General features: G+C 64.9%; 19 protein-coding genes. 7 read left to right on the top strand and 12 right to left on the bottom strand.

Translation table 11 applies throughout. The features are described 5' to 3' along the window. Position 1: 1 nt before the first annotated feature. From M1D40_RS07885 to M1D40_RS07875, 3 genes are read left to right on the top strand one after another with little or no spacing between them, the layout of a single operon-like run. On the top strand, positions 2-952 hold the full coding sequence (locus tag M1D40_RS07885) for an alpha/beta hydrolase (protein ID WP_461170784.1): 951 nt from the start codon (positions 2-4) through the stop codon (positions 950-952). Continuing rightward, the gene (locus M1D40_RS07880; protein WP_461170783.1) at positions 949-1,890 is read left to right on the top strand and encodes an MBL fold metallo-hydrolase; all 942 of its coding nucleotides are present in this window, start codon (positions 949-951) and stop codon (positions 1,888-1,890) included. The genes M1D40_RS07885 and M1D40_RS07880 overlap by 4 nt, the downstream gene beginning before the upstream one ends. Before the next feature lie 20 nt (positions 1,891-1,910). Then, positions 1,911-3,635 (top strand): CocE/NonD family hydrolase, encoded by a 1,725-nt coding sequence (locus M1D40_RS07875; protein WP_461170782.1) that lies wholly within the window; start codon positions 1,911-1,913, stop codon positions 3,633-3,635. A 102-nt stretch (positions 3,636-3,737) separates the two neighbouring features. Here M1D40_RS07875 and M1D40_RS07870 read toward each other — a convergent pair whose 3' ends face one another. Next, positions 3,738-5,510, bottom strand: a complete 1,773-nt coding sequence (locus M1D40_RS07870; RefSeq protein WP_461170781.1) for a glycerol-3-phosphate dehydrogenase/oxidase — start codon at positions 5,508-5,510, stop codon at positions 3,738-3,740. Between the two features lie 209 nt (positions 5,511-5,719). Here M1D40_RS07870 and M1D40_RS07865 point away from each other — a divergent pair, with 209 nt between their 5' ends. Continuing rightward, a complete protein-coding gene (locus M1D40_RS07865) occupies positions 5,720-6,628 on the top strand; it encodes a sugar-binding transcriptional regulator (protein ID WP_461171028.1) in 909 nt (302 codons plus the stop codon). Between the two features lie 23 nt (positions 6,629-6,651). On the opposite strand, the gene M1D40_RS07860 is transcribed toward M1D40_RS07865, so the two are convergent. Beyond that, positions 6,652-7,473 (bottom strand): SDR family NAD(P)-dependent oxidoreductase, encoded by an 822-nt coding sequence (locus tag M1D40_RS07860; protein WP_461170780.1) that lies wholly within the window; start codon positions 7,471-7,473, stop codon positions 6,652-6,654. Between the two features lie 232 nt (positions 7,474-7,705). Further along, a complete protein-coding gene (locus tag M1D40_RS07855) occupies positions 7,706-8,635 on the bottom strand; it encodes a LysR family transcriptional regulator (RefSeq protein ID WP_461170779.1) in 930 nt (309 codons plus the stop codon). A 201-nt stretch (positions 8,636-8,836) separates the two neighbouring features. Here M1D40_RS07855 and M1D40_RS07850 point away from each other — a divergent pair, with 201 nt between their 5' ends. Continuing rightward, positions 8,837-9,715, top strand: a complete 879-nt coding sequence (locus M1D40_RS07850) for a DMT family transporter (RefSeq protein WP_461170778.1) — start codon at positions 8,837-8,839, stop codon at positions 9,713-9,715. A 118-nt stretch (positions 9,716-9,833) separates the two neighbouring features. Here M1D40_RS07850 and M1D40_RS07845 read toward each other — a convergent pair whose 3' ends face one another. From M1D40_RS07845 to M1D40_RS07815, 7 genes are all read right to left on the bottom strand, one after another. Continuing rightward, positions 9,834-10,490: a histidine phosphatase family protein gene (locus tag M1D40_RS07845; protein WP_461170777.1), complete on the bottom strand. Its 657-nt coding sequence runs from the start codon at positions 10,488-10,490 to the stop codon at positions 9,834-9,836. 51 nt (positions 10,491-10,541) lie between these two features. Beyond that, positions 10,542-11,516, bottom strand: coding sequence for a bile acid:sodium symporter family protein (locus tag M1D40_RS07840; RefSeq protein WP_461170776.1), 975 nt, complete (start codon positions 11,514-11,516; stop codon positions 10,542-10,544). 109 nt (positions 11,517-11,625) lie between these two features. Continuing rightward, a complete protein-coding gene (gene yjfF / locus M1D40_RS07835; protein WP_461170775.1) occupies positions 11,626-12,639 on the bottom strand; it encodes a galactofuranose ABC transporter, permease protein YjfF in 1,014 nt (337 codons plus the stop codon). Then, positions 12,639-13,670 carry an ABC transporter permease gene (locus tag M1D40_RS07830; protein ID WP_341392833.1) on the bottom strand — a complete coding sequence of 344 codons (1,032 nt, stop codon included), beginning with the start codon at positions 13,668-13,670 and terminating at the stop codon, positions 12,639-12,641. The genes yjfF and M1D40_RS07830 overlap by 1 nt, the downstream gene beginning before the upstream one ends. Continuing rightward, on the bottom strand, positions 13,667-15,190 hold the full coding sequence (locus M1D40_RS07825; RefSeq protein WP_461170774.1) for a sugar ABC transporter ATP-binding protein: 1,524 nt from the start codon (positions 15,188-15,190) through the stop codon (positions 13,667-13,669). The genes M1D40_RS07830 and M1D40_RS07825 overlap by 4 nt, the downstream gene beginning before the upstream one ends. A 63-nt stretch (positions 15,191-15,253) precedes the next feature. Beyond that, positions 15,254-16,222: an ABC transporter substrate-binding protein gene (locus M1D40_RS07820; protein WP_461170773.1), complete on the bottom strand. Its 969-nt coding sequence runs from the start codon at positions 16,220-16,222 to the stop codon at positions 15,254-15,256. 379 nt (positions 16,223-16,601) lie between these two features. Then, on the bottom strand, positions 16,602-18,773 hold the full coding sequence (locus tag M1D40_RS07815) for an ABC transporter permease (protein WP_461170772.1): 2,172 nt from the start codon (positions 18,771-18,773) through the stop codon (positions 16,602-16,604). A gap of 156 nt (positions 18,774-18,929) precedes the next feature. Between M1D40_RS07815 and M1D40_RS07810 the strand changes: the two genes are divergently transcribed. Next, entirely contained in the window at positions 18,930-19,592 is a 663-nt protein-coding gene (locus M1D40_RS07810; RefSeq protein ID WP_461170771.1) for a TetR/AcrR family transcriptional regulator, read from the top strand. A gap of 30 nt (positions 19,593-19,622) precedes the next feature. On the opposite strand, the gene M1D40_RS07805 is transcribed toward M1D40_RS07810, so the two are convergent. Beyond that, positions 19,623-20,642 carry an NAD(P)/FAD-dependent oxidoreductase gene (locus tag M1D40_RS07805; RefSeq protein WP_461170770.1) on the bottom strand — a complete coding sequence of 340 codons (1,020 nt, stop codon included), beginning with the start codon at positions 20,640-20,642 and terminating at the stop codon, positions 19,623-19,625. A 109-nt stretch (positions 20,643-20,751) separates the two neighbouring features. On the opposite strand from M1D40_RS07805, the gene M1D40_RS07800 reads away from it, so the two are divergent. After that, entirely contained in the window at positions 20,752-21,369 is a 618-nt protein-coding gene (locus M1D40_RS07800) for a helix-turn-helix domain-containing protein (RefSeq protein ID WP_461170769.1), read from the top strand. A 10-nt stretch (positions 21,370-21,379) separates the two neighbouring features. Here the strand turns inward: M1D40_RS07800 and M1D40_RS07795 are convergent, their stop codons facing one another. Next, the gene (locus M1D40_RS07795; RefSeq protein WP_461170768.1) at positions 21,380-22,330 is read right to left on the bottom strand and encodes a zinc-binding dehydrogenase; all 951 of its coding nucleotides are present in this window, start codon (positions 22,328-22,330) and stop codon (positions 21,380-21,382) included. Positions 22,331-22,340 lie beyond the last annotated feature (10 nt).

Genomic DNA, 22,340 nt, shown 5'->3' with positions numbered 1-22,340 from the left:
CATGACGATTCACCCCGAAATTGCCAAGATTCTCAGCACTATTCCTGCCCCCGACGGCTCCCCGCTCGACCCGCAGGCCATGCGTGCGGGCGAGGCTGCACAGGTTCCCCCGCTCGAGGAGCGGCTTCCGCTGCACACGGTGGAGGACACCGCCGTTTCCACATCGGCGGGCGAGGTACCGGTGCGGATTTACACCCCGGCAGAGGCGGAGTCCTACGGCGTGATCGTCTATTTCCACGGCGGCGCGTTCTTCCTGGGCAGCCTCGACACCCACGACCACGTGGCACGTTCCCTGGCCAGGGAGACCGGCCACAAGGTCATCTCCGTGGGCTACCGGCTCGCGCCTGAGGCTGCCTTCCCGGCCGGCCTTTCAGACTGCTACGGCGTGGTCCGCTGGGCGGCCGAGCACGGCAGCGAACTGGCGTGGAACGGCTCCGCCCTCGCCGTTGTCGGTGACAGCTCCGGCGGGACCTACGCTGCGGCGGTCGCGGCCATGGCGCACGATGACGGGTCCGACGCCGTCACGCACCAGATCCTCTTCTACCCGTCGCTGGACCTGGACTTCGACGTCGACCGCTATCCCTCCCTGCGGGAGAACGCCGAGGGCTACGGCCTGGAAACCGCCGGGCTGGCACCCTTCAACGCGTTCTACCTCAACAGCGGAGCGGATCCGGCGGATCCGCTGGTCTCCCCCATCAAGCGCGAAGACCTGACCGGCCTGCCGCCGGCCCTGGTCATCACCGCCGAACACGATCCGCTGCGCGACGAGGGTGAGCTGTACGGGAAACGCCTGCAGGAAGCAGGCGTGGAGACTAGGGTGAGCCGCTACGCAGGGGCAAACCACGGATTCGCGGCCAACTTCTCCTGGCTTCCGGAGTTCTATCAGGCCTTCCGGGAAACGGGAGAGTTCCTGGCCGGCACCGCCCCCGCCTGGGAGGACCGCGCCTCATGACCGGTGCCGCCGTTCATCCGCTGTTCTCACCCTGGGGACGGTTCGGCCTGTACAGCTACTTCATTGACGCACCGGAGCCGGCAATCGTGGACACCGGAATTGCGTCCTCCCCGGCGGAGGGCCTGATCCCGGCCCTCGAAGCGCTCGGACGAAGCATTGAGGAGGTCCGTTGGGTCCTGCTGACACACGGCCACATTGACCACCTCGGCGGCGCCAAAGCCTTGTGGGAGCTCACCGGAGGCAAAGCGAAGGTGGTCATTCACGCCGCGGACGCACCCCTGCTGCGTTCCCGGCAGGCACACGTCGAGGACTATGTGAACGGCCGCAGCCGCTACCTCAAGGATCCGGGCGGAGCCGAAGAACAGGCGAGGACGGCGCAGGCCGTGATCTCCGGCGAGATGGAACCGGCAGTGCTGCTGCAGGGCGGGGAAACCCTCTCCCTCGGCGGGAACGTGACCGTCTCCGTTCACCACGTTCCCGGCCACACGCCGGGATCCGTGGCCTATGTGCTCGACGGGCAGGGCGCGGTTTTCACCGGTGATGCCGTGCAGATCCACGGAGCAGCCAACCGCTTCCCCGGCTATACGGATCCGGACGCCTACCGGGCCAGCCTTGAATACCTGCACGATGAGGTCCGGCCGCGGCGCCTGTACCTGGGCCACCCCTACCGCGGCGCGGACGGCGAGCCCAACGGCGTCGAACTGGACCAAGCGCAGGCCCGGCGGGCGCTGCAGGAAAGCCTGGACCTTGAGGCACGCATCCGCAGCAGCATGGCCGACGCCGGACTGCAGGACGCCCCGGAAGACGCGGACTCCGTCTACTTTCCGTTCTCCCGGGTGGCCGCCGACCTCGGCTACACCTCGGACCCCACACTCGAGCCGTCACCGTTTTTCACCACGCTGGACGGCTACCGCACCCAGTTGAACCTTTTGTCCTGATGCAAGGAGCTTTCCCGAAGATGGCCAGTTACCAGACAACCGACGCCGGCGGCTCACCGATCGCGGTCCGCAAGGACCTCCGGGTTCCGATGCGGGACGGCGTCGAGCTCGCCGCCGATGCCTACTCGGCGCCGGATGAGAAGCCGCGGCCCGCGCTCGTCGCACTGAGTCCCTACGGCAAGGAACTGCAGGCGCTTGCGCTCACCATGCCTGCGCAGCGCAGGCCCAGCCCGATGTGGGACGGGTGCATCGAAGCGGGCGACATCGCCCGCATCGTGGAGGAGGACTACGTCCACGTCATCGGCGACCTGCGCGGTTCGGGGCACTCCGGCGGCGAACACATCGGCAACTACAACGCCGGCGGGGTTTCCCTGGGCGAGGACGCCTACGACTTCATTGAATGGGTGGCCGCCCAGCCCTGGTGCGACGGCAACGTCGGCATGGTGGGCATCTCCTACTTCGGCTCCATGCAGGTCCTGGCCGCCGCGGAGCGTCCGCCGCACCTGAAGGCCATCTTTGTCAGCGGCGGTCACTATGACTTCTACGAAACCACCTACCACGGCGGCGTCATGTGGTTCATGCCGCGGGCCGCCCGCGAGGGCCGCGGCGGGGACTCCGGCTGGGCCTTCACGGACAACGTCAAGTCGCGGATGATCGAGAAGTACTCCCCCGGTGAACTGCAGGAGCTGGTGGCCAAGCGCCTGGCGGATCCCGACGTCGCCGCCTGGCCGAACCTGGTGCACGTGCTGAACTATCCGAAGAACCATGAGGCCTGGTTCGACATCGTCATGAACGAGCTCGACGGCGACTGGTACGAGGAGCGCAACCCGATCACGCTGGCGCCGAACATCAACATCCCGGTGTATCTGCAGATCGACCAGGGCCGCGGCTGGACAATGGACGGCACGATTGAACTGTTCGACTCCCTCAAGGGTCCGCGGAAGCTCGACATCGGGCCCTACCCGCCCATGCAGTCGCGGCCGTTCATCGAAGAGCACGACAAGATGTTCCGGTGGTACGACTACTGGATCAAGGGCATCGACAACGGCGTGATGGACGAGCCCGCCGTCAGTGTGTTTGTGGAAGGTTCGCGGCAGCACGTCACCGGCGAGACCTGGCCGCCGAAAGAGGTCGAGTACCAGCCGCTGTATCTGCGTCCGCGCGGCAAACTCAGCGCCGACCCTGAGCGGATGGGCGTCCGGCATGCTGCTCCGGACGGCTTCTACCAGGCTCCGCTCACGGTGACGGACAAGGTGGAGGTCCTCTCCTGGAGCACTGACGTGTTTGAGGAGGACACCGAGCTGATCGGTTCCGGCGCGGCGCACCTTTTCGCCGAGATCGACCAGCCGGACACGAACTTCATCCTGCGCCTGTGGGACTACGCCCCCACCGGTAAGCGGCAGCTCATCACCAGCGGCTATCTCAAGGCCTCGCACCGCGAGCTCGACGACGAACGGAGCACGGAAGGCAGTCCCGTGCACCCGCACACCCGTGCCATTCCAGTGGAGCCGGGCCGGATTGAGGAGTACGTGGTGCGCCTGTATCCGTTCGCCAACACGTTCCGGCCGGGACACCGGCTGACCGTGGAACTGTCCAACGCCGAGCCGCTGGCAGACGAGCACAACGCGCTGCTGCCGCCCGATGCCTTCCACCTTCCGGTCGGCCGGCCCGTCACGCACAAGATCTACCGCGACGCCGCCCATCCGTCCCGGCTGGTGCTGCCGTTCACGACGGGTACGCGCTAACACCAAAAACAGAAGTGGGCGGCCACCGTTCCCGGTGCCCGCCCACTTCCACTGTTTCCTTATAGGTACCGGCCGGCGCGGCCGGTACCCGGAAGCTCCCTGCTAGACCGCAGCGGCGATCTTCATGCCGTGCATGGTGACCAGCAGGTCGCGTGCGGACTCGACCTGGCGGCGGGTTTCCGCCTCGTCCCAGCCAAGCTGCGGAGCGAGCAGTTCAGCCATTTCGTTGAGCATGGCCTCCGTGACCAGACCGCGGAAGGCCAGCGAGGTGCGGCGGATCAGGACGTCGGCCAGACGGGTGATCTGCTCGTTTTCCACCATGTAGGTCAGTTCACGGGTGCTGATCTCGTTGGTGGAGGCCAGCAGCTGGTCTCCACCCTGGGCCAGGAACTCCAGCACATCGGTGGCGCGGGTGCCGTAGCGGGTCAGCAGCACGCGGACGCGGTCGCGGTCGGCAACCTCGTTGGCGGTGCGGTTGACCCAGAGGCGTTCCTCGGCCTCGGTGCGCGGGAAGTCCTTGCCGCCGCCGATCTGAAGCTCCGACGTCGTCGTCTTCCGGGGCATGCCCAAAGCCGTCATCGCGTCGGAGGCCAGCGTCTCGGAGAGGGCACGGAACGTGGTCCACTTGCCGCCCACCAGGGACAGCGTGGTGACATTCTTGCCGCCGCGGCTATCCACGCGCTTCTCGATGCGGTAGTCGCGGGAAACGAAGCCGGGCGAGGTGTCGTCATGCTTGGGCAGCGGGCGAACGCCGGAGAACGTGTACACGATGTGGTCGCGGCGTACGTCGATGGTCGGGAACACGTGGGCAACGAGTTCGAAGAAGTACTCGATCTCGTCGTCGGTGCAGACCGAGGCCTCGTTGATGTCGGCGTCGATGTCGGTGGTGCCCACCAGCACGCGGTCGCCCATCGGGTAGATGAGGACGATGCGGCCGTCGGTGTGCTCGAAGAACAGCTCGCGGCCGGCGCAGGCCTCAAGCAGCTCCGGGTGGTCCAGGACGATGTGCGAACCCTTGGTGCCGCCCATGAAGGAGGTGCGCTTACCGAAGGAATCGTTGGTCTCGTCAACCCAGGCGCCGGTGGCGTTGATGACGACGTCGGCGTCGAACACGAATTCTTCGCCGGTCAGCTCGTCGCGCAGCATCGTCCCGGCGTCGGTGGTGCCCACGGCCGAAACGTAGTTGCTGGCGCGGGACTGCGGGTTGGCCTCGAGGCCGTCGCGCAGCACATCCAGGGTCAGGCGCTCCGGGTTGTGGACGGAAGCGTCGAAGTAGGTGGCGGTGTACTTTACGTCAGGACGCAGCTTGGGCAGTTCCTGCAGGGACTTCTTCTTGCCCACAAAGTTGTGCTTCGGGGCAACGCGGCCGCCGCGGGAGAAGAAGTCGTACATCATCAGGCCGGCCTTGATGAGCAGGGCGCCGCGCTCGTTCGGCTTGCCCTGCTTGTGCGTCAGGAAGCGCATGGGCGCAGCCGTGATGCCGGCGAAGGTGCTGGTGATCGGGATGGTGGTCTGCAGCGGCTTCACGTAGTGCGGTGCGAGGCGGAGCAGCGCGTTGCGCTCGACGACGGACTCGTGCACCAGGCGGAACTCGCCGTTTTCCAGGTAGCGGATGCCGCCGTGGATCATGTGGGAGGAGGCACCGGATGCCCCCTGGCAGTAATCTCCACGCTCGACGAGGACAACGTCCACGCCCTGCAGCGACAGGTCCCGGAAGGTACCGACGCCGTTAATGCCGCCGCCAACGATCAGCACCGAGGCCCGGGGGCGGTCCTTCAGCTGCTGAACCACCGGGCGGGCGGCGGTTTTTCCCTTATTGGGGTTCACGGAATTGTCCACGACTATCTCCAAACGCTTCTGTGGCGGCTTTGCCATATCCCTCAATGTTCGAAGCCGGGAGCCCCGCGGATCGAGCGGATGCACAAACGTGCACGCTGGCATAATGGATGCATGACCAACACAGCGGTTTCGGCGGAGCAAAAGTGAACATTGGTGTCAGTTCGCGGCCCGGGAAGCAACCCGGTGAAGGTACCGTCCGGGCAGAATCTGAAACCCGGACCAGGGACGCGCTTCGGGCCGCGCAGATGTACTACCTGCAGAACCTGACCATGGAAGCCATTGCCCGGGAACTGCGGATCTCCCGCTCCACGGTCTCACGGCTGCTGTCGCATGCGCGCAGCAGCGGGCTGGTGGAGATCAGGATCAAGAGCGCCGCCGACCGGGCACCTGCCCTGGAAAGGGAGATCAGCACCCGTTTCGGCATCCATGCCAAGGTGGTTCCCGTGGCCGAGGGAGTATCCCCCGCCCAGATCCTGCAGCGCGTGGCCGTGCAGGCTGCCCACCTCATCAATCCCCTGATCGATTCCGACGCAATCGTCGGTGTCGCATGGGGTTCCACGCTGACCGCGGTCAGCCAGCACCTCTCCGTGAAGAACACGCATGACAGCACAATTGTGCAGATGAACGGGGCCGGCAACTTCCGGACCTCCGGCATCACCTACGCCAGCGAAATCCTGCAGCGGTTCGGCCACGCGTACGGTGCGCGCGTGGTGCAGTTTCCCGTGCCGGCCTTTTTCGACCATACGGAGACCAAGGAGGCGATGTGGCGGGAACGGCCGGTCAAGCGCGTCCTTGACCTGCAGGCACGGATGAACACCGCCATCTTCGGTGTAGGTTCCATGGAGGCCGGCATCCCCAGCCACGTCTACAACGGGGCTTACCTGGACGATGAGGATCTGGACGACCTGCTGGCCGAAGAAGTCGTGGGTGACGTCGCGACCATGTTCTACCGGGCGGACGGCACCTGGGACGGCATCCGGCTCAACGACCGCAGCACCGGCCCGGACCTGGACGTGCTCCGCCAGGTGCCGCGGCGAATCTGCGTGGTTGCCGGAGAAGCCAAAACCACCAGTCTCCTGGGAGCGCTGCGTGCCGGACTGGTGACGGATCTGATCCTGGACGAAAATTCCGCCCGGCGGCTGGCTTCCAGCTAGGGACGCTGACATCCGAAGTGCGGTCAGCGATCCAGCATGGCCACACTCCGCCTCCACAGCTGCAGTGCGAGGACCCCGTTACTGGCCTGGCGGTTGGCGCGGGCCACCTTGTTGCGCCGGTAATACCTGCCTGTTTCGTAGTCTTCTCCGGGAGTTCCCTCGGCGAGGTAAACGAGCGTGCGGGCGCCAGTCTCCGGCGTCGGGACCACCCGCCGCAGTGGCGAACGGAAGACGGCGCGCAGCAGGGCACCCTGCCCGTTGAGGAAGCTGGAGCCCACTAAACCGGGGTGGAAGGCCGTGGAGGTTGCTCCGTGCGAGCGGTAGCGGCGGTCAAACTCCTCTGTGAACAGGATCTGTTCAAGTTTGGTGGACGCGTAGGCACGGAAGGGCCGGTAGTTTTTCTGCTGTTCCAGATCCTCCAGGTCCACCCGCGCCATCAGGTTCGCGGAACTGGAGGTGTTGATCACCGTTCCCCTGGATTCCAGCAGCCGGTCGGTGAGCAGCCGCGTCAGCAGGAACGGTGCGAGGTAGTTCACCTGGAAGGTCATCTCATGCCCGTCGCCGGTCACCTGCCGCTCCCTGCCGAAGACGGCGCCGGCGTTGTTGGCCAGCACGTCTATGCGGGGGAACCGCTGCAGGATTTCCGAGGCGAGATTCCGGACGCTGTTCAGATCTGCGAAGTCGGCGAGGATGTAGTGTCCGCCGGTCTCTGCTGCCACGGCGGCGGTTCGTTCCGGTGAGCGGCCCACCACGAGCACCTGGTGGCCGTCCCCGGCCAGCTGCCGGGCCGCGGCCGCCCCAATCCCGTCACTCGCGCCGGTAATCACAATCGTCTTGGAAACCACGGCTGTCCGCTTTCCTCGATGGGCTCGGAAGCATCACCCTAGCGGCCCGGATGCGCGGACGGTACCCGCCGCCGTCCGCAGGGGCTAACCGCCGGGAGCAGCGTCCGCTCCGCGCAGTTATGCCGTGAATCCGCCGTCGCCGGTTGAGGCCGCCGCCCTTTCTGCTTGTGCCTACGCTTAAGCCCCTGCCCGCGGTGATTCCTGCCAGGTCTAGGTGACCCAGCGTTTAGATTCAGACGGCTCCTTCTGCGTCTTTGCCGTCCGAGTGAGTGGATGCGGCGAGGTTCCGGAGAGCCCTGACGACGTTTTGAACGGCTGTCCGGTGCAGGCTTTCGGGGCGGCAGAGGATGTTGACGTGTCTGCTGAGGTGTACATCGCGGAGTGGTTTGAGGACTATGCCGCTGCCGGGTTGGGGTGCTGCGGTGTAGCGGGGCATGAGCGCGACGGCGGAACTGTTCGCGATAATCGCTGCGGCAACGAAGAACTCGTTGATCCGATGCGTGATGTTCAGGGGTTTCCCTGCGTGCACGGCGATGCTGTGCAGAGCTGATACCAATGGAAATCCATCCTGAACAGACACCCATTCCTCAGCGATAAGCTCCCCGACACCGACGGTGGACTGACCGGCCAGAGGATGCTGATCCGACATGGCAACATCCAAGGGTTCACGCACCAGGGGCAGCACAGTCAGGGACGACGGCCAGGGCGCGCTGTGCTCGAGGCGGTGAGCGATCACCAGGTCATAGTCAGCTGCGAGGGCGGGAAAGGCATCTTGCCCTACGTCCCGGTCGTGACACACAAGGCGTGGATTCCCCTCGCCGGCAAGGTCGCCCAGAAGTGGGCCGAAGTAGGTCAGGGCCGCGCTGTTGAATGCGCAGATCTTCACTGTCGCGGTGGGGTCCTGCACGTACCGGCTCACGGCCTGCTCCGCGGAGCTCATGGCGACGCTGATCTGGACGGCCGCTTCGGCCAATGCCTGCCCGGCACCGGTGAGGACCAGGTTTCTACCTCGGCGTTCTGTCAGGGGAACCTCGACCCGGCGCTGCAACGCGGTGAGCTGCTGGGACACAGCAGACGGTGAAACATGGAATGCCCGTGCCACGGCAGCCAGACTCCCGCGTTCGCCCAATTCCCTGAGCAGCCGCAATTGATGTACATCCATAAGTGAATGCTAAACCCTCAGTTCAGCAACTGCCCTCTCGTCTAATTGATAAGGACCGGCCACACTCGAAAAGTGCCATCATTCCTTTCACCCCTAACCTCACCGAACTCCTTCTCCCGGCGTTTACGACAGGGCTGTCACGGTCATTTCCTCTCCGGACTCGTTGCACGACGCGTCGATGTCCTTCTCCTGCTGGTCGCCGTGGTGTGGGGCAGCAGCTACCTGGCAGCGAAAATTCTCACCGACACGGTCGGCGTCACCGTAATTCTTTCCCTGCGGTTCCTCATCACCACCGCTGCGCTGGTCGTCATCGCGCTCATATGGAACCGGCGCAAGGTGGGACTGCGTGAGAGTGCCGTCGGCGTCGTACTCGGCCTCACCCAGGCGGCCGTACTGATTCTGGAAACTCACGGGATCGCCGGCACCAGTGCCACGAATGCCGGCTTGATCATCAGTCTCGTCGTCGTTTTCACCCCGGTCGCCGAGAGCATCGCCTTCCGGGTGAGGCTACCGCGCATGGTGCTGGGCGCCGGAGTGATCGCCGTCGTCGGTGTGTGTCTGCTCGTTTCCGAGGACGGGCTCGCTACCCCGACTCCCGGCGACACTCTGATGCTCGCCGCCGCGATCGTCCGTGCAATCCACGTCACCGCCGTCTCCAGCCTTACCCGGGGACGGAACTACAGCCCGCTGACTCTGACTCTGGTGCAAAGCGCCGTTTGCGCCGTCGTCTACACCGCCGCGGACCATGCCGGCGTCCTTACCGCCATCAGAACCTTCAACCCGGCACAGTGGCTCGGCGTCCTCTACCTGGGCCTGGCCTGCAGCGTCTTCGCTTTCCTCGTCCAAACCTGGGCCATCCAGCAGACCTCTGCTTCACGAGCCAGCCTCCTCATGGGCACCGAACCCATCTGGGTCGTCCTCATCGGACTCACCCTCGGACAGGACACCCTCGCCCTCCTGGGGCTCCTCGGCGCCGCACTCATCATCACCGGCACCTACCTCGGACTGCGGGCCGAAACCCGCCACCGAAACCAGCGCGAACCGACGCTCCCGTACCCAAGCCGGGCCACCCCTCCCTGAAAAGAACCATCACCCACGAAAGGGTCCTGAACCCATGAAATGTCCGGTACGCGAGCGGGGCGGCTTCACAGCGCGGAATAAGCCTCCGGAACAATGCCGATGCAGAAATCGGCGGCCCTCATCCCGGCAGCCCGTGTACGAGGGGCTGCGCTACCGGAGCCAGATGATCCACCATGTTCAGGGCCGCTACCTGCCGGTCATGGAAGAAGTCGTCCTCCCGCAGATGAGTGATTCCGCCGGGGGAAACGGCGAACTTCACGTAGCCGGCTGCTTCGAGGGGAAGCCCGATCCAGGCCGCAATGAGATAGGTTGCCGTACCGCCGTGGGTGACAACCACTGCATCCTCCGGCCCGCGTGCAAGAACCCTGTGCAGGGCCGCATAGGAACGTGCCGCCCACTCATACCTCGTCTCCGACCCCTCATTTCCGTCACGGTGGTGCATCCGGTCCCTGACAACAGGCGGCGGAACATACGGCGTGGATCCGACCGGCGTCCCCTCGGCGGCTCCGTAGGACTGCTCACGCAGATCCGGATCCGTGAGCACTTCCACCCCCAGCCGTTCGGCAATGGGTCCTGCCGTCTGGCGGGTCCGCAGCAGATCCGAACTGGTGAGCGAAGCGGGCCTCCCGCCGGGTATCAGTGCGCCCAGCGCCGAGGCGACCCGCCCGGCGTCGCTGACGCCCTTGGCTGTCAGCGCGGAGTCATACCAGCCCCCAACAATTTGCTCGACGTGGTGGGTCGCTTCGGTATGGGCGACAACGTACACGTTCCGCATGACATCCCTTTCCCCTGCTCCCAAAACAAGACCTGTCTTGGCCTGCCGATGCTAGTTCGTGGGCCGGCGGCGCCAAAAGGCTGCCATCAGGGCGCCGGAGACGTTGTGCCACACCGAGAACACTGCGGCGGGCAGGGCCGCCTCCGGAGTGAAATAGTCCCGCGCCAAACCGGCGGCCAGACCCGAGTTTTGCATGCCGACTTCAATCGCCATGGTGCGCCGCGCAGGAATAGGCTGCCGGAAGAGTTTGGCCGCGCCGTATCCCAGGCCCAGGCCCAGACCGTTGTGCAGCACCACGGCCAGCAGGATCAGCCAGCCGGCAGTGAAGATGGCCTCCGCGCTTCCGGACACCACGGCAATAACCACAAAGGTGATCGCAATAACCGAAACCCACGGCAGCACCGGCAGCACCCGGTCCACCAGTTTCGGAATCAGGTAGCGGATCACCAGCCCCAGTACTACGGGAATCAGCACAATCTGGACAATGGACATCGCCATGGAGCCGGCGTCGACGGACATGTAGCGGTTGGCCAGCCACAGTGCGAGCAGCGGTGTGAAGATGGGCGCAAGCAGGGTGGACACCGAGGTCATCGCAACGGAGAGCGCCAGGTTTCCCCGTGCCAGGTAGGTGACCACGTTGGAGGCCGTTCCGCCCGGCGCGCAGCCCACGAGAATCACGCCGGCGGCCAGTTCGGGGCTTAGCTGCAGGGCCCAGGCCACGGCGACGCCGATCAACGGCATGATCATGTACTGCGCGACGACGCCGAGCAGCACCGGCAGCGGCTGCCGGATAACCAAGGCGAAGTCCGGCATCGTCAGGGTCAGGCCCATGCCGAACATGATCAGCATCAGGCCGGGGTTGATATAGGTGGACAGTCCCGCAGCGGTGAACGGCTCCGGGAAAAACAGGGCCGCTGCTCCCCCGGCAAGGATCAGCAGGGGAAAGACGGTGACGGCGACGCGGGCGCTGCGCTCCTCGGCGGTGCGGGGACCTGTGGGAGCCGTGGTGGCGGGGTTCGAGGACATCCCCACATGCTGGCACCGGATGGCCGCATGCGCTACTTATGACGCGGAACGACATACTAACCCGGCCCTGCGGTCGGAAGCCGGCATGCGCTGCGGCCGGCGGCATGCGCTAGGTGAGCTTCACTTTCCGGGAGAAGAGCTTCTGCAGCAGGATAAAGACCAGCAGCAGAACCCCGATGGCAATGCGGGTCCACCAGGAGCTCAGTGTTCCCTCGTAGGAGATGAAAGTCTGCACGACGCCGAGGACAAGGACACCGGCCAGGGACCCGATGACGTACCCGTAGCCTCCACTCAGGAGCGTTCCGCCCACCACCACTGCCGCGATGGCGTCCAGTTCCATCCCCTGGGCTGCCAGGCTGTAGCCCGACAGGCTGTAGAAGGAGAACAGGACTCCGGCGATTGCCGAGCAGACGCCGCTGATGGTGTACACGAGTACTTTGGTCCGGGGAACCGCCAGTCCCATCAGCACGGCAGAGGCTTCTCCCCCGCCAACCGCGTAAACGGTCCTGCCGAAGCGCGTCCTGTGCAGCATGTACACCGCGGCTGCGACGACGAGCAGGGCGATGATAACGCCGGGCGAGACAAACAGGTCGCCCGGCAGCCGGATACGGGCCTGCGCCATTGACGTGAAAAACGGATCCGTGACGGTGATCGAGTTGAGGCTGATGACGTAGCAGAGGCCCCTGGCGAGGAAGAGCCCGGCAAGAGTGACAATGAAGGGCTGGATTTCGAAAACCTGGATCACCAGGCCCATGAGCAGCCCGAAAACGGCACCCGTCAGCAGGACGACGGCAATGACCGCGAAGGGATTCCAGCCCACCTGCAGGAGTGCGGCGGCGATCATCATGGACAGGGCGACGACGGACCCGACGGACAGGTCGATACCACCGGTCAGGATGACGAAGGTCATCCCAACCGCCAGCACGATGAGGAAAGTGTTGTCGATCAGGAGATTAAGGAATACCTGCCCGGAGAGGAATCCCGGGTACATGACGGCGCCTGCGGCGAACATGGCCAGGAATAATCCGATCGTGGCCAGGGTCGGAGCATACTTCGCCTTTCCCTGCAGACGGCTGACTCGGTTACGCGTTGCTGGCACCTGGGGGCTGGTGAGGACTGACATCAGACGGCTACCCTCGTTTCGCGGGTTTTGGCAGCGGGGCGTTTGCGCTGCCGGAGCAGTGTCCGCGCTTTGGGCGATTGCAGCAGGCAGACAATGATGACGACCAGCGCCTTGAAGACCAGCGTCACCTCGGGCGGAATTCCCAAGGTGTAAACAGTTGTCGTAAGCGTTTGGATAATCAGGGCGCCAATGAGTGTTCCCACCAGGCTGTAACGACCGCCGGCCAGTGACGTGCCTCCGATAACGACCGCAAGAATCGCATCCATTTCAATAAAAAGTGCCGCATTGTTGGCGTCGGCCGCCGTGACATTGGAACTGATCATCAACCCGGCCACAGCGGCGCAAAAGCCGCTGAAAATGTACACGGTCCAGGTAAGGCTTCGGGCGTTGAGGCCGGCCAGGCGGCTGGCCACCGGGTTGACCCCCACGGCTTCAATGAGAGTCCCCAGGGCGGTCCGCCGGGTAAGCAGCCCGGCTGCTGCAAAGGCGGCGGCCGCGATGAGGATCGAAATGGGGAGGGTCAGAAAGAACCCGGCACCGATAGCGCGGTAGGGCTCATTGGAAACGGAAATGATCTGACCGTCGGTGATGAGCTGAGCCAGTCCGCGCCCCGCTGTCATGAGGACCAGTGTGGCAATGATCGGCTGAATTCCGATCACGGACACCAGGAAGCCGTTCCAGGCCCCCAAGGCGAGGCCGGCACCCACAGCAATGACCACCCCTGTCATTGCCGTTTCAACCGAGCCGGGATCGGGCGAGTTGTAGATATACGTACACGAGACAGCGCCTGCAATGGCGGCGATGGCGCCCACGGAAAGGTCAATCCCCCGCGACGCGATGACCAGCGTCATGCCCAGCGCGATCAGGATGGTGGGTGCTCCGTTGCGGAGAATATCGATCAGGCTCCCGTACAGGTGGCCGTCCTGAACCCGGACGGAGAGAAAATCAGCCCGGAACACCTGGTTCAGAAGCAGCAGCAGGAGTAGGGCAAGGGCCGGCCAGGTGAGGCGGTGCCGGAAGACGGCGTTCATGCTCTGACCCCTGCAATGATTGTCATGACGTCTTCCATGGTGGCTCCGTGGTTGGGCAGGGCCGCCACCATCTCACGGTCCCGGAGAACCGCAATATGGTCGCTGAGGCGAAGGACCTCCTCCAGCTCGGCGGAAATAAAGATGATGGCCATGCCCTCGGCAGCGAGGCTGCTGATGAGGACCTGGATCTGTGTTTTCGCTCCAATATCGATGCCGCGCGTCGGCTCGTCCAGGATCAGCAGCTTCGGTTGAGTGATCAGCCACCGGGCAAGCAGCACTTTTTGCTGGTTCCCGCCGCTGAGGTTCCGCACCAGGGCCTCTTTGTTCGCGGGACGGATATCCAGGGCTTCGATAAACTTCGCCGTGAGCTGATCCTGGATATGGCGCGGGATCTTCCGCAGCCATCCCTTGCTCGCCTGCATCGCCAGCACAAGGTTGTCTTGAACCGAGAGGTCACTGACCAGTCCTTCCTCCTTGCGGTTCTCCGAAGAGAACCCGATCCCCCGGCTGATGGCCGCCCGCGGACTACGCAGGGTGCGGCGGACGCCGTCCAGCAGCAAGGTCCCCCGATCCGCCCGGTCGGCGCCGAAAAGAAGCCGTGCAGTTTCCGTGCGTCCTGATCCCAGCAAGCCGGCAAGCCCAAGGATCTGCCCAGGCTCGATGGCAAAGTTGATATTGCCGACCGACCCCTTCCGGCCGAAATCCTCCACCTGAAGAAACGGAGTCAAGGCTGCCTGTTCAGGCTGGCGAACCGCTTCGGCCCGGTCGAGCTCGTCAAGGACTTCCAGATCCTTGCCGATCATCTTGGCAATGAGGTCCATGCGCGGCAGGTCCCGGGTCAGGTATTCCCCGACAAGTTTTCCATTGCGGAGGACGGTCATACGGTCGGAAATCTCATAGACCTGTTCCAGGAAATGCGAAACGAACAGGATGGCCACACCCCTGCTCCGAAGCGTGCGGATCACGGAAAACAGCTGCTGCACCTCGTCTGCATCCAGGCTGGACGTGGGCTCGTCCAGGATGAGAACCCTCGCGTCAATCTGGACGGACCGGGCGATGGCAATCAGTTGCTGGAGGGCGATGGAGTGGCCGGAGAGGATGGAGCCGGGGTCAATGTGTCCCAGCTGGAGCTGCTCGAGGACCTCGCGGGCCCTTCTGCGGACTTCTTTCCAGTGGATGCCCCCGAGCCTCCGCGGTTCTCTTCCCAGGAGGATGTTTTCTCCCACCGACAGGTTGGGGCAGAGATTCACTTCCTGGTAGACGGTGCTGATTCCGGCATTTTGTGCTTCCGCAGGGGTGGTGAATACGTGGCTTGCGCCCAGGACGGTGATCGTGCCCCTGTCAATGGGATAGACGCCGGTCAGTGCCTTGATGAGTGTTGATTTTCCTGCGCCGTTTTCCCCCATGAGGGCATGCACCTCGCCGGGAAAGAGCCTGAAGTCCACGCTGTCCAGGGCTTTTACCCCGGGGAACTCAATGGAAATTCCGTGCATCTCCACCACTGGAAGGATCTCGGTCATGTTTGCGTCTTTTCTGTACGGGGGTGCGGCGGGGCCGGCCCGCCGCACCCCGGTTTACATGCCCTAGTATTCGCGGGTGGCGAGGACTTCCTTGGCCTGTTCGGGCGTGAATGCCGTCTCCTCCGTCACGACCCGCGCGGGCACTTCCTCACCGGCCACAACCTTCTCCGCCAGCTCCATTAACTGCTCACCCAACAGCGGATTGCACTCCACGATGTAGTTGATCTTTCCCTCCGAAAGGGCAGTCATTCCGTCCTTCACCGCGTCCACTGTGATGATCTTGATGTCCACTCCGGGTACTTTTCCTGCTGCTTCGATCGCTTCGATGGCGCCAAGGCCCATGTCGTCGTTGTGGGCATAGACGACGTCGATGTCAGGTGTGTTCTTGAGGAACGCCTCCATGACCTGCTTTCCGCCGCTGCGCGTAAAGTCGCCGGTCTGGGACTGCACAATCGTGAGGTCGGGGTCGGCGGTGATGGCCGCTTCGAATCCTTCCTTGCGGTCGATGGCCGGGGCCGCTCCCGTGGTCCCCTGCAGCTCCACGATGTTCACCGGCCCCTCCGCCGCAGCCGAATCCTGGACCAGCCAGTCCCCGGCTTTCTTCCCCTCTTCCACAAAGTCTGAACCGAGGAATGTTTGGTAGAGGGAGGTGTCTGCGGAATCGACAGCCCGGTCGGTCAGGATCACCGGAATGTCCGCGTCCCTGGCTTCCTTCAACACCGTGTCCCACCCCGATTCGACCACCGGCGAGAAGGCGATGACATCCACCTTTTGCTGGATATAGGAGCGTATGGCTTTAATTTGGTTCTCCTGCTTTTGCTGGGCATCGGAGAATTTCAGATCAACGCCGGCGGTCTCTGCGGCTTCCTGGATAGATTTGGTGTTGGCAGTACGCCAGCCGCTTTCCGCCCCCACCTGAGCGAAGCCCATGGTGATGCCGTCATCGGTACCGGATCCGCTGTCCGATGCGCCGCAGGCGGAAAGGGCGAGGGCGGAAACGGCCAGGGCCGTCACGAGAGTCTTCTTAAACACTGCTGCCTCCTAGTTTTCGGACCGCAGCGGGAGTTACGCACCATCGTTGCTGCGGGGGCGTGGGGATGCCTTGCCGCAAATTGTGAACGCTAACATTTCAGCGGTCAAGAGAGGTTTGGTGCTTTCTTGCGCCAATCCTGCGCCAAACTTGAGGATTAACAGCATCCGGCCGGTGCAGAGTGTCCTAGGCGGGAACTAGAGACACCCGCCAGGGCCGCGTGCCCGGGGAAACCCGGGGGTGCGACCTGCGGGAGGTCTCCGTTTGAGACCATCGGAGGCTTCCCGGTCCCCATACGGCGAAGGGCCGCTGCCTTGGCAGCGGCCCTTCGTTGTCGTACTGGGCTCGGACACCGGCCGCGCCGGCTACCCGTTGTTCCGCCTAGACGGAAACAGCCTCTTCTTCCTTGGCTGCAGCCGGCGTCTGGGCGGCAGGCTCGTCAACCGGGTACGGCTCGGTGCGCGGGGGCTTGACCCGGTCGATAATGACCAGGAGCACCAGTGACACCGCACCCCAGATTCCCAGGGTCAGCAGGTGCGACCCAACCGTATCCCCGCCGAAGTACAGGATCGAGCGGATCGATTCCACGGCAGCGGGCATCGGCAGGACTTCGTGCAGGAAGCGGAAGATCTCCGGTTCCATGTAAATGGACATGGCGGCACCGGAGGCCGGGACGCCCAGGAACATCAGGATGCCGATCACCGGCAGGATGGCCAGCATGCCCATGAACCGCTCAAAGACCGCGGTGAACATGGCCACGCAGAACACCGCGACGGCGCCGACGCCGAGGAGCGGCCAGAAATGCCCGTCGATCGCGCCGACAAACACGTCGGCGATGACCCAGAGGAACGCCGAGATTCCAACGGCCCAGGCGGCAACGATCGGTATCAGCTTGCGCAGCGGACGGCTGGCCGGTGCTGCGGTGGAACCGACAACAATGATCATGAAGCCCGCCATGATCCAGCCCATGGCCAGGTACATGGTGGCCATGCCCATGGAGTCGTCGTCGCGGAGCGGCGCAACATCCTCGGCCTTCAGTTCCACCTGCTGCCCGGCGGCAACCTGGCCGAACACCGCGTTCACCACCTGCTGCTGGCTCATGCCGGCGGCTTCATTGCTGATCAGGGACGCTGTGGGATTCTCGGCGGAGGGCAGAACAAAGGCGGCCACGACAGTGCGGTCCCGCACCTGCTCCCGCGCCTCGTCGGCGGAGTCCGCCACCTGCAGATCGAAGAGCCCGGCCATGTTCTCCTCGAGTCCGGACACCGTCTGCTGTGCCTGTTCAACGGTGGTGCCGACGACGGCGACCGGCATGTCGCGCGGTGCCGGCTGGTACATGGCTCCCAGCATGAACGACAGCATCATCGTGACCATGGCCAGCGGGAAACCGGCCAGCGCGACGTAGCGCCAGCGGCGGCGCTTGGGACGCGGCCCGCCGTGCAGCGAGGCCACGTTGATCGCCAGCGGGGCGGCGTCGGGCTTGCGGCGCCGCTTCAGGGCATCAAGGCCAAGGGTGAGCAGCAGCGCAGCCGCGGCACCGATGGCCAGCACCAGCAGGTGCCCGCCCACGCCGTTTCCGTCGAAGAAGAGCACCGACCGCAGTGATTCGCCGGTGGCGGCTGCAGGCAGGAAGCTGTGCAGCCACGGATAGATCCCCGGCATCGTATGCACGGACATGCTCATGTTGGAGGCGGGAACACCCAGCACCATCAGGAACAACATGCCAACCAGCACGGCCATCGGGCCGAAGATGCGCGTCAGGAACAGCTGGACGCTGCCGACGGCAAAAACCGACAGCGCACAGATGCCCAGCACCGCGGCGGTGTGTCCCTCAACCACGCCCATGACAGGTCCGACGACGGTCCACACCAGTGCTGCGATCAGTGCGGACCAGCCGGCCAGCAGGGGCACAAACCGCCGGAACCTCATCAGTTCCGGGGAGTTGGACAGGATCAGGCTCAGCGGCATGTAGCCCGCGAGCATCAGCGCGGTGGTCATGAACATGGCACCCAAACCGGCCGAGTCATTGTCCGGCAGCGGGGCGAGGTCCTCGGACTGCAGGGCCAGTCCCTGCGCAAGCACCTGCGGTGCGACCAGGGCAGTGACCGTGCCGGACTGCGAGGCGCCGGCGGCTCCTGCGGTGTACAGAGTGGCGGTGCCGTCGGCCAGCGAAACAGCTCCGGCGACTTCGCGGTCCAGAACGAGCTGGCGTGCATCTTCGGCGGTTCCGACAACGCGGATATCGACGGCCTCCGGGTCCGCGGCCTCAAACGAGTCGGCAAAGGCGGCCGCCTGCTGAGCGGTGCCGGAAACCGCTATCGGCATGTCGTTGGGAGCGGGTGCGTGCATTGCCGCGAGGTACCCGCCCACCAGCATGGACACCATGAGCAGCGGCATGAGGAACATGGCGACGTAGCGGCCAATTTTCTCTGCTTTGGCCCGCTTCAGCGCGGCAGCTTCGAGGTCGGCGGCAGCTGCCTCCGGCTCCCCGCCCTGCTCCGCCGGAGTTTTGCCCGGCGGATAGTCGGTGGACGTGGGGGAAATGTGACTCAAACTCGTGCTCCTGTGCTGTGATTCGATGGTGATGCGAGGAACGCACCGGCCGGACGGCCGGATGCGCGGCCTGTGGGACCGACTCGTCAAAATTACGCCATGTGGCGTAAATTTGGTTAATCGAGGCAACAATCACGAACGAACGAGGCACAACACATGGGTCAGCACGGCGAACACGCACGGAGCGTCCTGCTCGACGCCGCGGAGGAACTCTTTGCCCTCCACGGCATCGATGCCGTCTCCAACCGAAGGATTGCCGAGCACGCCGGGACGGCCAATCACTCCGCCGTCGCCTATCACTTTGGCGGACGTGAGGATCTGCTGCGCGCTCTGGTCACCCGCCACGTTGACGAGACGAACCGGCGCCGGTCGGAGCTGGCCGAGACCCTGGGCGCCGACGCCTCGCTGACGGACCTGCTGGCCTGCCTGATCCTGCCGTGGACCGAACATCTTGCCTCGCTGCCGGTTCCGAGCTGGCGCGCCCGCTTTCTGTCCCAGATCCGTGCGGTCCCCTCCGTCCACGGGATCCTTGCCCGCACCGCCACAGCCAGTCCGGTGACCGAGGACCTGATCCGCCGCGTCCAGGGCACCCTCGGCGGCACGTCCAACACCGTGCTGCACGGCCGGTCCTGGATCCTCGGGAACATGGTGCTTGGGGTGTGCGGCGAATACGAGGCGCGCGTTCAGGACGGAGTGGAAAAGGCCAACTGGGCCGGCGTCGGCTACTTCCTCATCGACTCCTGCGCGGGGATGCTCTCAGCTCCCGTCACGCATCCGGGCGACTTCCTGACGCAGCCGTCCCCGCTGTACCTGCTGTAGCCGCCGGCCCGGGCCACTGTCCTGCAGGCCTCACTTCCGGCACGCGGCAACGGCCTCCGCAGTGTCCTCGGCCATCAGATCGCCGTTGATGGCAGCACCGGCGGCAAGCCCCGCAGCAGCCGAGCCAATCACCTGCATCATGGGCACCGCCAGGTTTCCGGCGGCGTAGACCCCCGGGATGCTCGTGGCACCCGCGGGATCGACCGGCACAGCCGTACCAATGGAAAGCTCGCCCATAAACTGCTCCTCGGGCTTGATGCCCAGGTCCGCAAGATATCCGGCCCGTGCACTGAGCCGCGAGAACACCACCACGGCCTGCCGCGGCACCAGTTCCCCGGAGCTCAGCCGGACCCCGGACAGCACCGGTTCGCCTTCAACCGTTGTGCTCTCGACTGCTGCAACTTCGCCGCTCACCACCCGGATCCCGCGGGCGGCCATTTGCTCGGCCTGCCCGTCGTCCGGCTCGCCGCATCCGTTCAGGAACAGGACAACGTCATCGCTCCACTGCCGCCACAGCAGCGCCTGGTGGAGGGCCGCTCCAAGGTCCGATGCCAGGATCCCGATGGCCCGGTCCTGAACTTCCCAGCCGTGGCAGTATGGGCAGTGCAGCACTCCGGTGCCCCAGTGCTCTGCGAGTCCGGGAACATCCGGCAGCACGTCCCGGGCGCCGGAAGCGGCCAGCACCCGGCGCGCGCGCAGCAGCCGGCCGTCATCCAGCAGCACCTCGACCCGCCCGTCCGGATTCCGCGTAACGGTGGACACCGTGCCCGATATCAGAGTGCCGCCGTAGCCGGCCACTTCACCGCGGCCAACTTTGTAGAGCTCCCCCGGGGCCGCGCCCTCGCGCCCCAAGTAGTTGTGAACGTGGGCAGCCGGGGCGTTGCGCGGATCTCCGGCATCCACCACTGCCACGGACCGCCGCGCCCGGGCCAGTGCCAGTGCCCCGCTGAGGCCGGCTGCGGCACCGCCTACCACGACGACGTCGTACTCCGATGCCCGGTCAGCTGCCTGCGCCGTCCGCTCCGCCGTCGTGCTTTCATTCCCTGCCATGGTTTCCTCCAGGATTCGTGTTGCCGGGCACTGCCCCGGCCGTCCTCCCAGTCTGGATCCGGCCTGGACACATCAGCAATCTTTATTGCCGGTATGGCAAACTCGAGTCATGAGCACAGATGAAAACGACACGCTGCGCGGGGTCGGGCCCCGGCTCCGCACTCTGCGGTCCGACCGCAACACAACACTGGCAGCGCTTTCGACGGCAACCGGCATTTCCGTGAGTACGCTCTCGAGGCTGGAATCCGGGCAGCGCCGGCCCACCCTCGAACTGCTGCTGCCGCTGGCCAGGACCTACGGCGTGACCATTGACGAGCTGGTGGGCGGGCCGGCAACCGGCGATCCGCGCGTGCACATGCAGCCGATCAAACGCGGCGGGGCCGTGATCATTCCGCTCACGGAAAAGGCCGGTGGAATCAGCGCCTACAAGTTCATCCTTCCGGCTCAGCGCAAACCATCGGTGCCGGAGCCCCGCACGCATGAGGGCTATGAGTGGCTTTATGTGCTGAGCGGAAAGCTGCGGCTGGTCCTCGGCGAGCAGGAACTGGTCCTGCATCCGGGAGAAGCCGCGGAGTTCAACACCCGCCTGCCGCACTGGCTGGGCACCGCGGACCTGAACGCCGTCGAATTCATCACCCTGTTCGGTCCGCAGGGTGAACGCGCCCACTTGCGGGCCCGGCCGGCGTCGTCGGGCTCCTCGGCGCCCTCGCCCGCCGACCTCCGCTAACAAGCCGGGCCTAGTAGACGGCGATAAAACGCCCGACAACGCCGCCTTCGCGCAGCTTGTTGATGGCCTCCGGAATTTCCGCCTGCGTGATGACATTCATCGGCGGGTTCAATTTGCCGGACTTCATTAGGTCATACAGCGCCTCGAGGTCCTCCTTGGTTCCGGATTTGGAGCCCTTGATGGAGAGCTGGTTGATGATGATCGGATAGGTGTTGATGGTGGCCTCCAGCCGGCCCATACCCACCTGCACCAGCGTGCCGAATTCGGCCAGGGTCTCGACGCCGGCAGCCGTGGTGGTGCCGAATCCGGCATAGTCCACAATCAGGTCCAGGTTTTTGTCCTTGAACTCGGTGATGGAATCCGCCACGCCGGCCAGTCCGATTTCGTCGGCAAGCTTGCGGGTTTCGGCACTGATTTCGGCGCCGTACACCTCGGCGCCGGCCAGCACGGCAACCCGGGCACCGATGTAGCCCAGGCCGCCGAGACCGATGACGCCCACCTTCATCCCCTGCTTGGCGCCGCCCACGGCCATGATCGCGTGGTAGGCGGTCAGCCCGGCGTCGGTGGCCATTGCGGCCAGGTCGAAGGGAACTTCGTCGGGCAGGCGGACCAGGTTATCGTCCGTGGCCAGCAGCTTGGGGCCAAACCCTCCGTCCCATTTGCCGTAGCCGAGGGCGTCGCCGTCGCTCATCACGGGGGCCAGCCCCACCCGGTCGCCGACGTTCCAGTGCTCCATCCCCTCCCCCACCTCGGTGATCACGCCGGCGTTCTCGTGGCCCATGGTGCGCGGAAGTTCGAAAAAGAGCGGCATCCAGCCGGGATCATCCAGGGCGGTGACGTCGGAGTGGCACACTCCCGCGGCCTTGACCTCGACGACCACCTGCCCGGGGCCGGCGTGCGGCTCGGGAACCTCGTTGAGCTGAAGCGGATTATTGGTGCCGGTGAACTGCCAAGCCTTCATGGAAGTGCCC

Source organism: Arthrobacter sp. Z1-15 (assembly GCF_054792395.1).
This window is presented reverse-complemented; position numbering and strand designations above follow the sequence as displayed.

Bases quoted from the DNA above. Each gene is read 5' to 3' on its own strand.
- M1D40_RS07885 (WP_461170784.1), top strand. From the start codon at position 2: ATGACGATTCACCCCGAAATTGCCAAGATTCTCAGCACTATTCCTGCC.
- M1D40_RS07880 (WP_461170783.1), top strand. From the start codon at position 949: ATGACCGGTGCCGCCGTTCATCCGCTGTTCTCACCCTGGGGACGGTTC.
- M1D40_RS07875 (WP_461170782.1), top strand. From the start codon at position 1,911: ATGGCCAGTTACCAGACAACCGACGCCGGCGGCTCACCGATCGCGGTC.
- M1D40_RS07870 (WP_461170781.1), bottom strand. From the start codon at position 5,510: ATGGCAAAGCCGCCACAGAAGCGTTTGGAGATAGTCGTGGACAATTCC.
- M1D40_RS07865 (WP_461171028.1), top strand. From the start codon at position 5,720: ATGTACTACCTGCAGAACCTGACCATGGAAGCCATTGCCCGGGAACTG.
- M1D40_RS07855 (WP_461170779.1), bottom strand. From the start codon at position 8,635: ATGGATGTACATCAATTGCGGCTGCTCAGGGAATTGGGCGAACGCGGG.
- M1D40_RS07845 (WP_461170777.1), bottom strand. From the start codon at position 10,490: ATGCGGAACGTGTACGTTGTCGCCCATACCGAAGCGACCCACCACGTC.
- M1D40_RS07840 (WP_461170776.1), bottom strand. From the start codon at position 11,516: ATGTCCTCGAACCCCGCCACCACGGCTCCCACAGGTCCCCGCACCGCC.
- yjfF (WP_461170775.1), bottom strand. From the start codon at position 12,639: ATGTCAGTCCTCACCAGCCCCCAGGTGCCAGCAACGCGTAACCGAGTC.
- M1D40_RS07830 (WP_341392833.1), bottom strand. From the start codon at position 13,670: ATGAACGCCGTCTTCCGGCACCGCCTCACCTGGCCGGCCCTTGCCCTA.
- M1D40_RS07825 (WP_461170774.1), bottom strand. From the start codon at position 15,190: ATGACCGAGATCCTTCCAGTGGTGGAGATGCACGGAATTTCCATTGAG.
- M1D40_RS07810 (WP_461170771.1), top strand. From the start codon at position 18,930: ATGGGTCAGCACGGCGAACACGCACGGAGCGTCCTGCTCGACGCCGCG.
- M1D40_RS07805 (WP_461170770.1), bottom strand. From the start codon at position 20,642: ATGGCAGGGAATGAAAGCACGACGGCGGAGCGGACGGCGCAGGCAGCT.
- M1D40_RS07800 (WP_461170769.1), top strand. From the start codon at position 20,752: ATGAGCACAGATGAAAACGACACGCTGCGCGGGGTCGGGCCCCGGCTC.
- M1D40_RS07795 (WP_461170768.1), bottom strand. From the start codon at position 22,330: ATGAAGGCTTGGCAGTTCACCGGCACCAATAATCCGCTTCAGCTCAAC.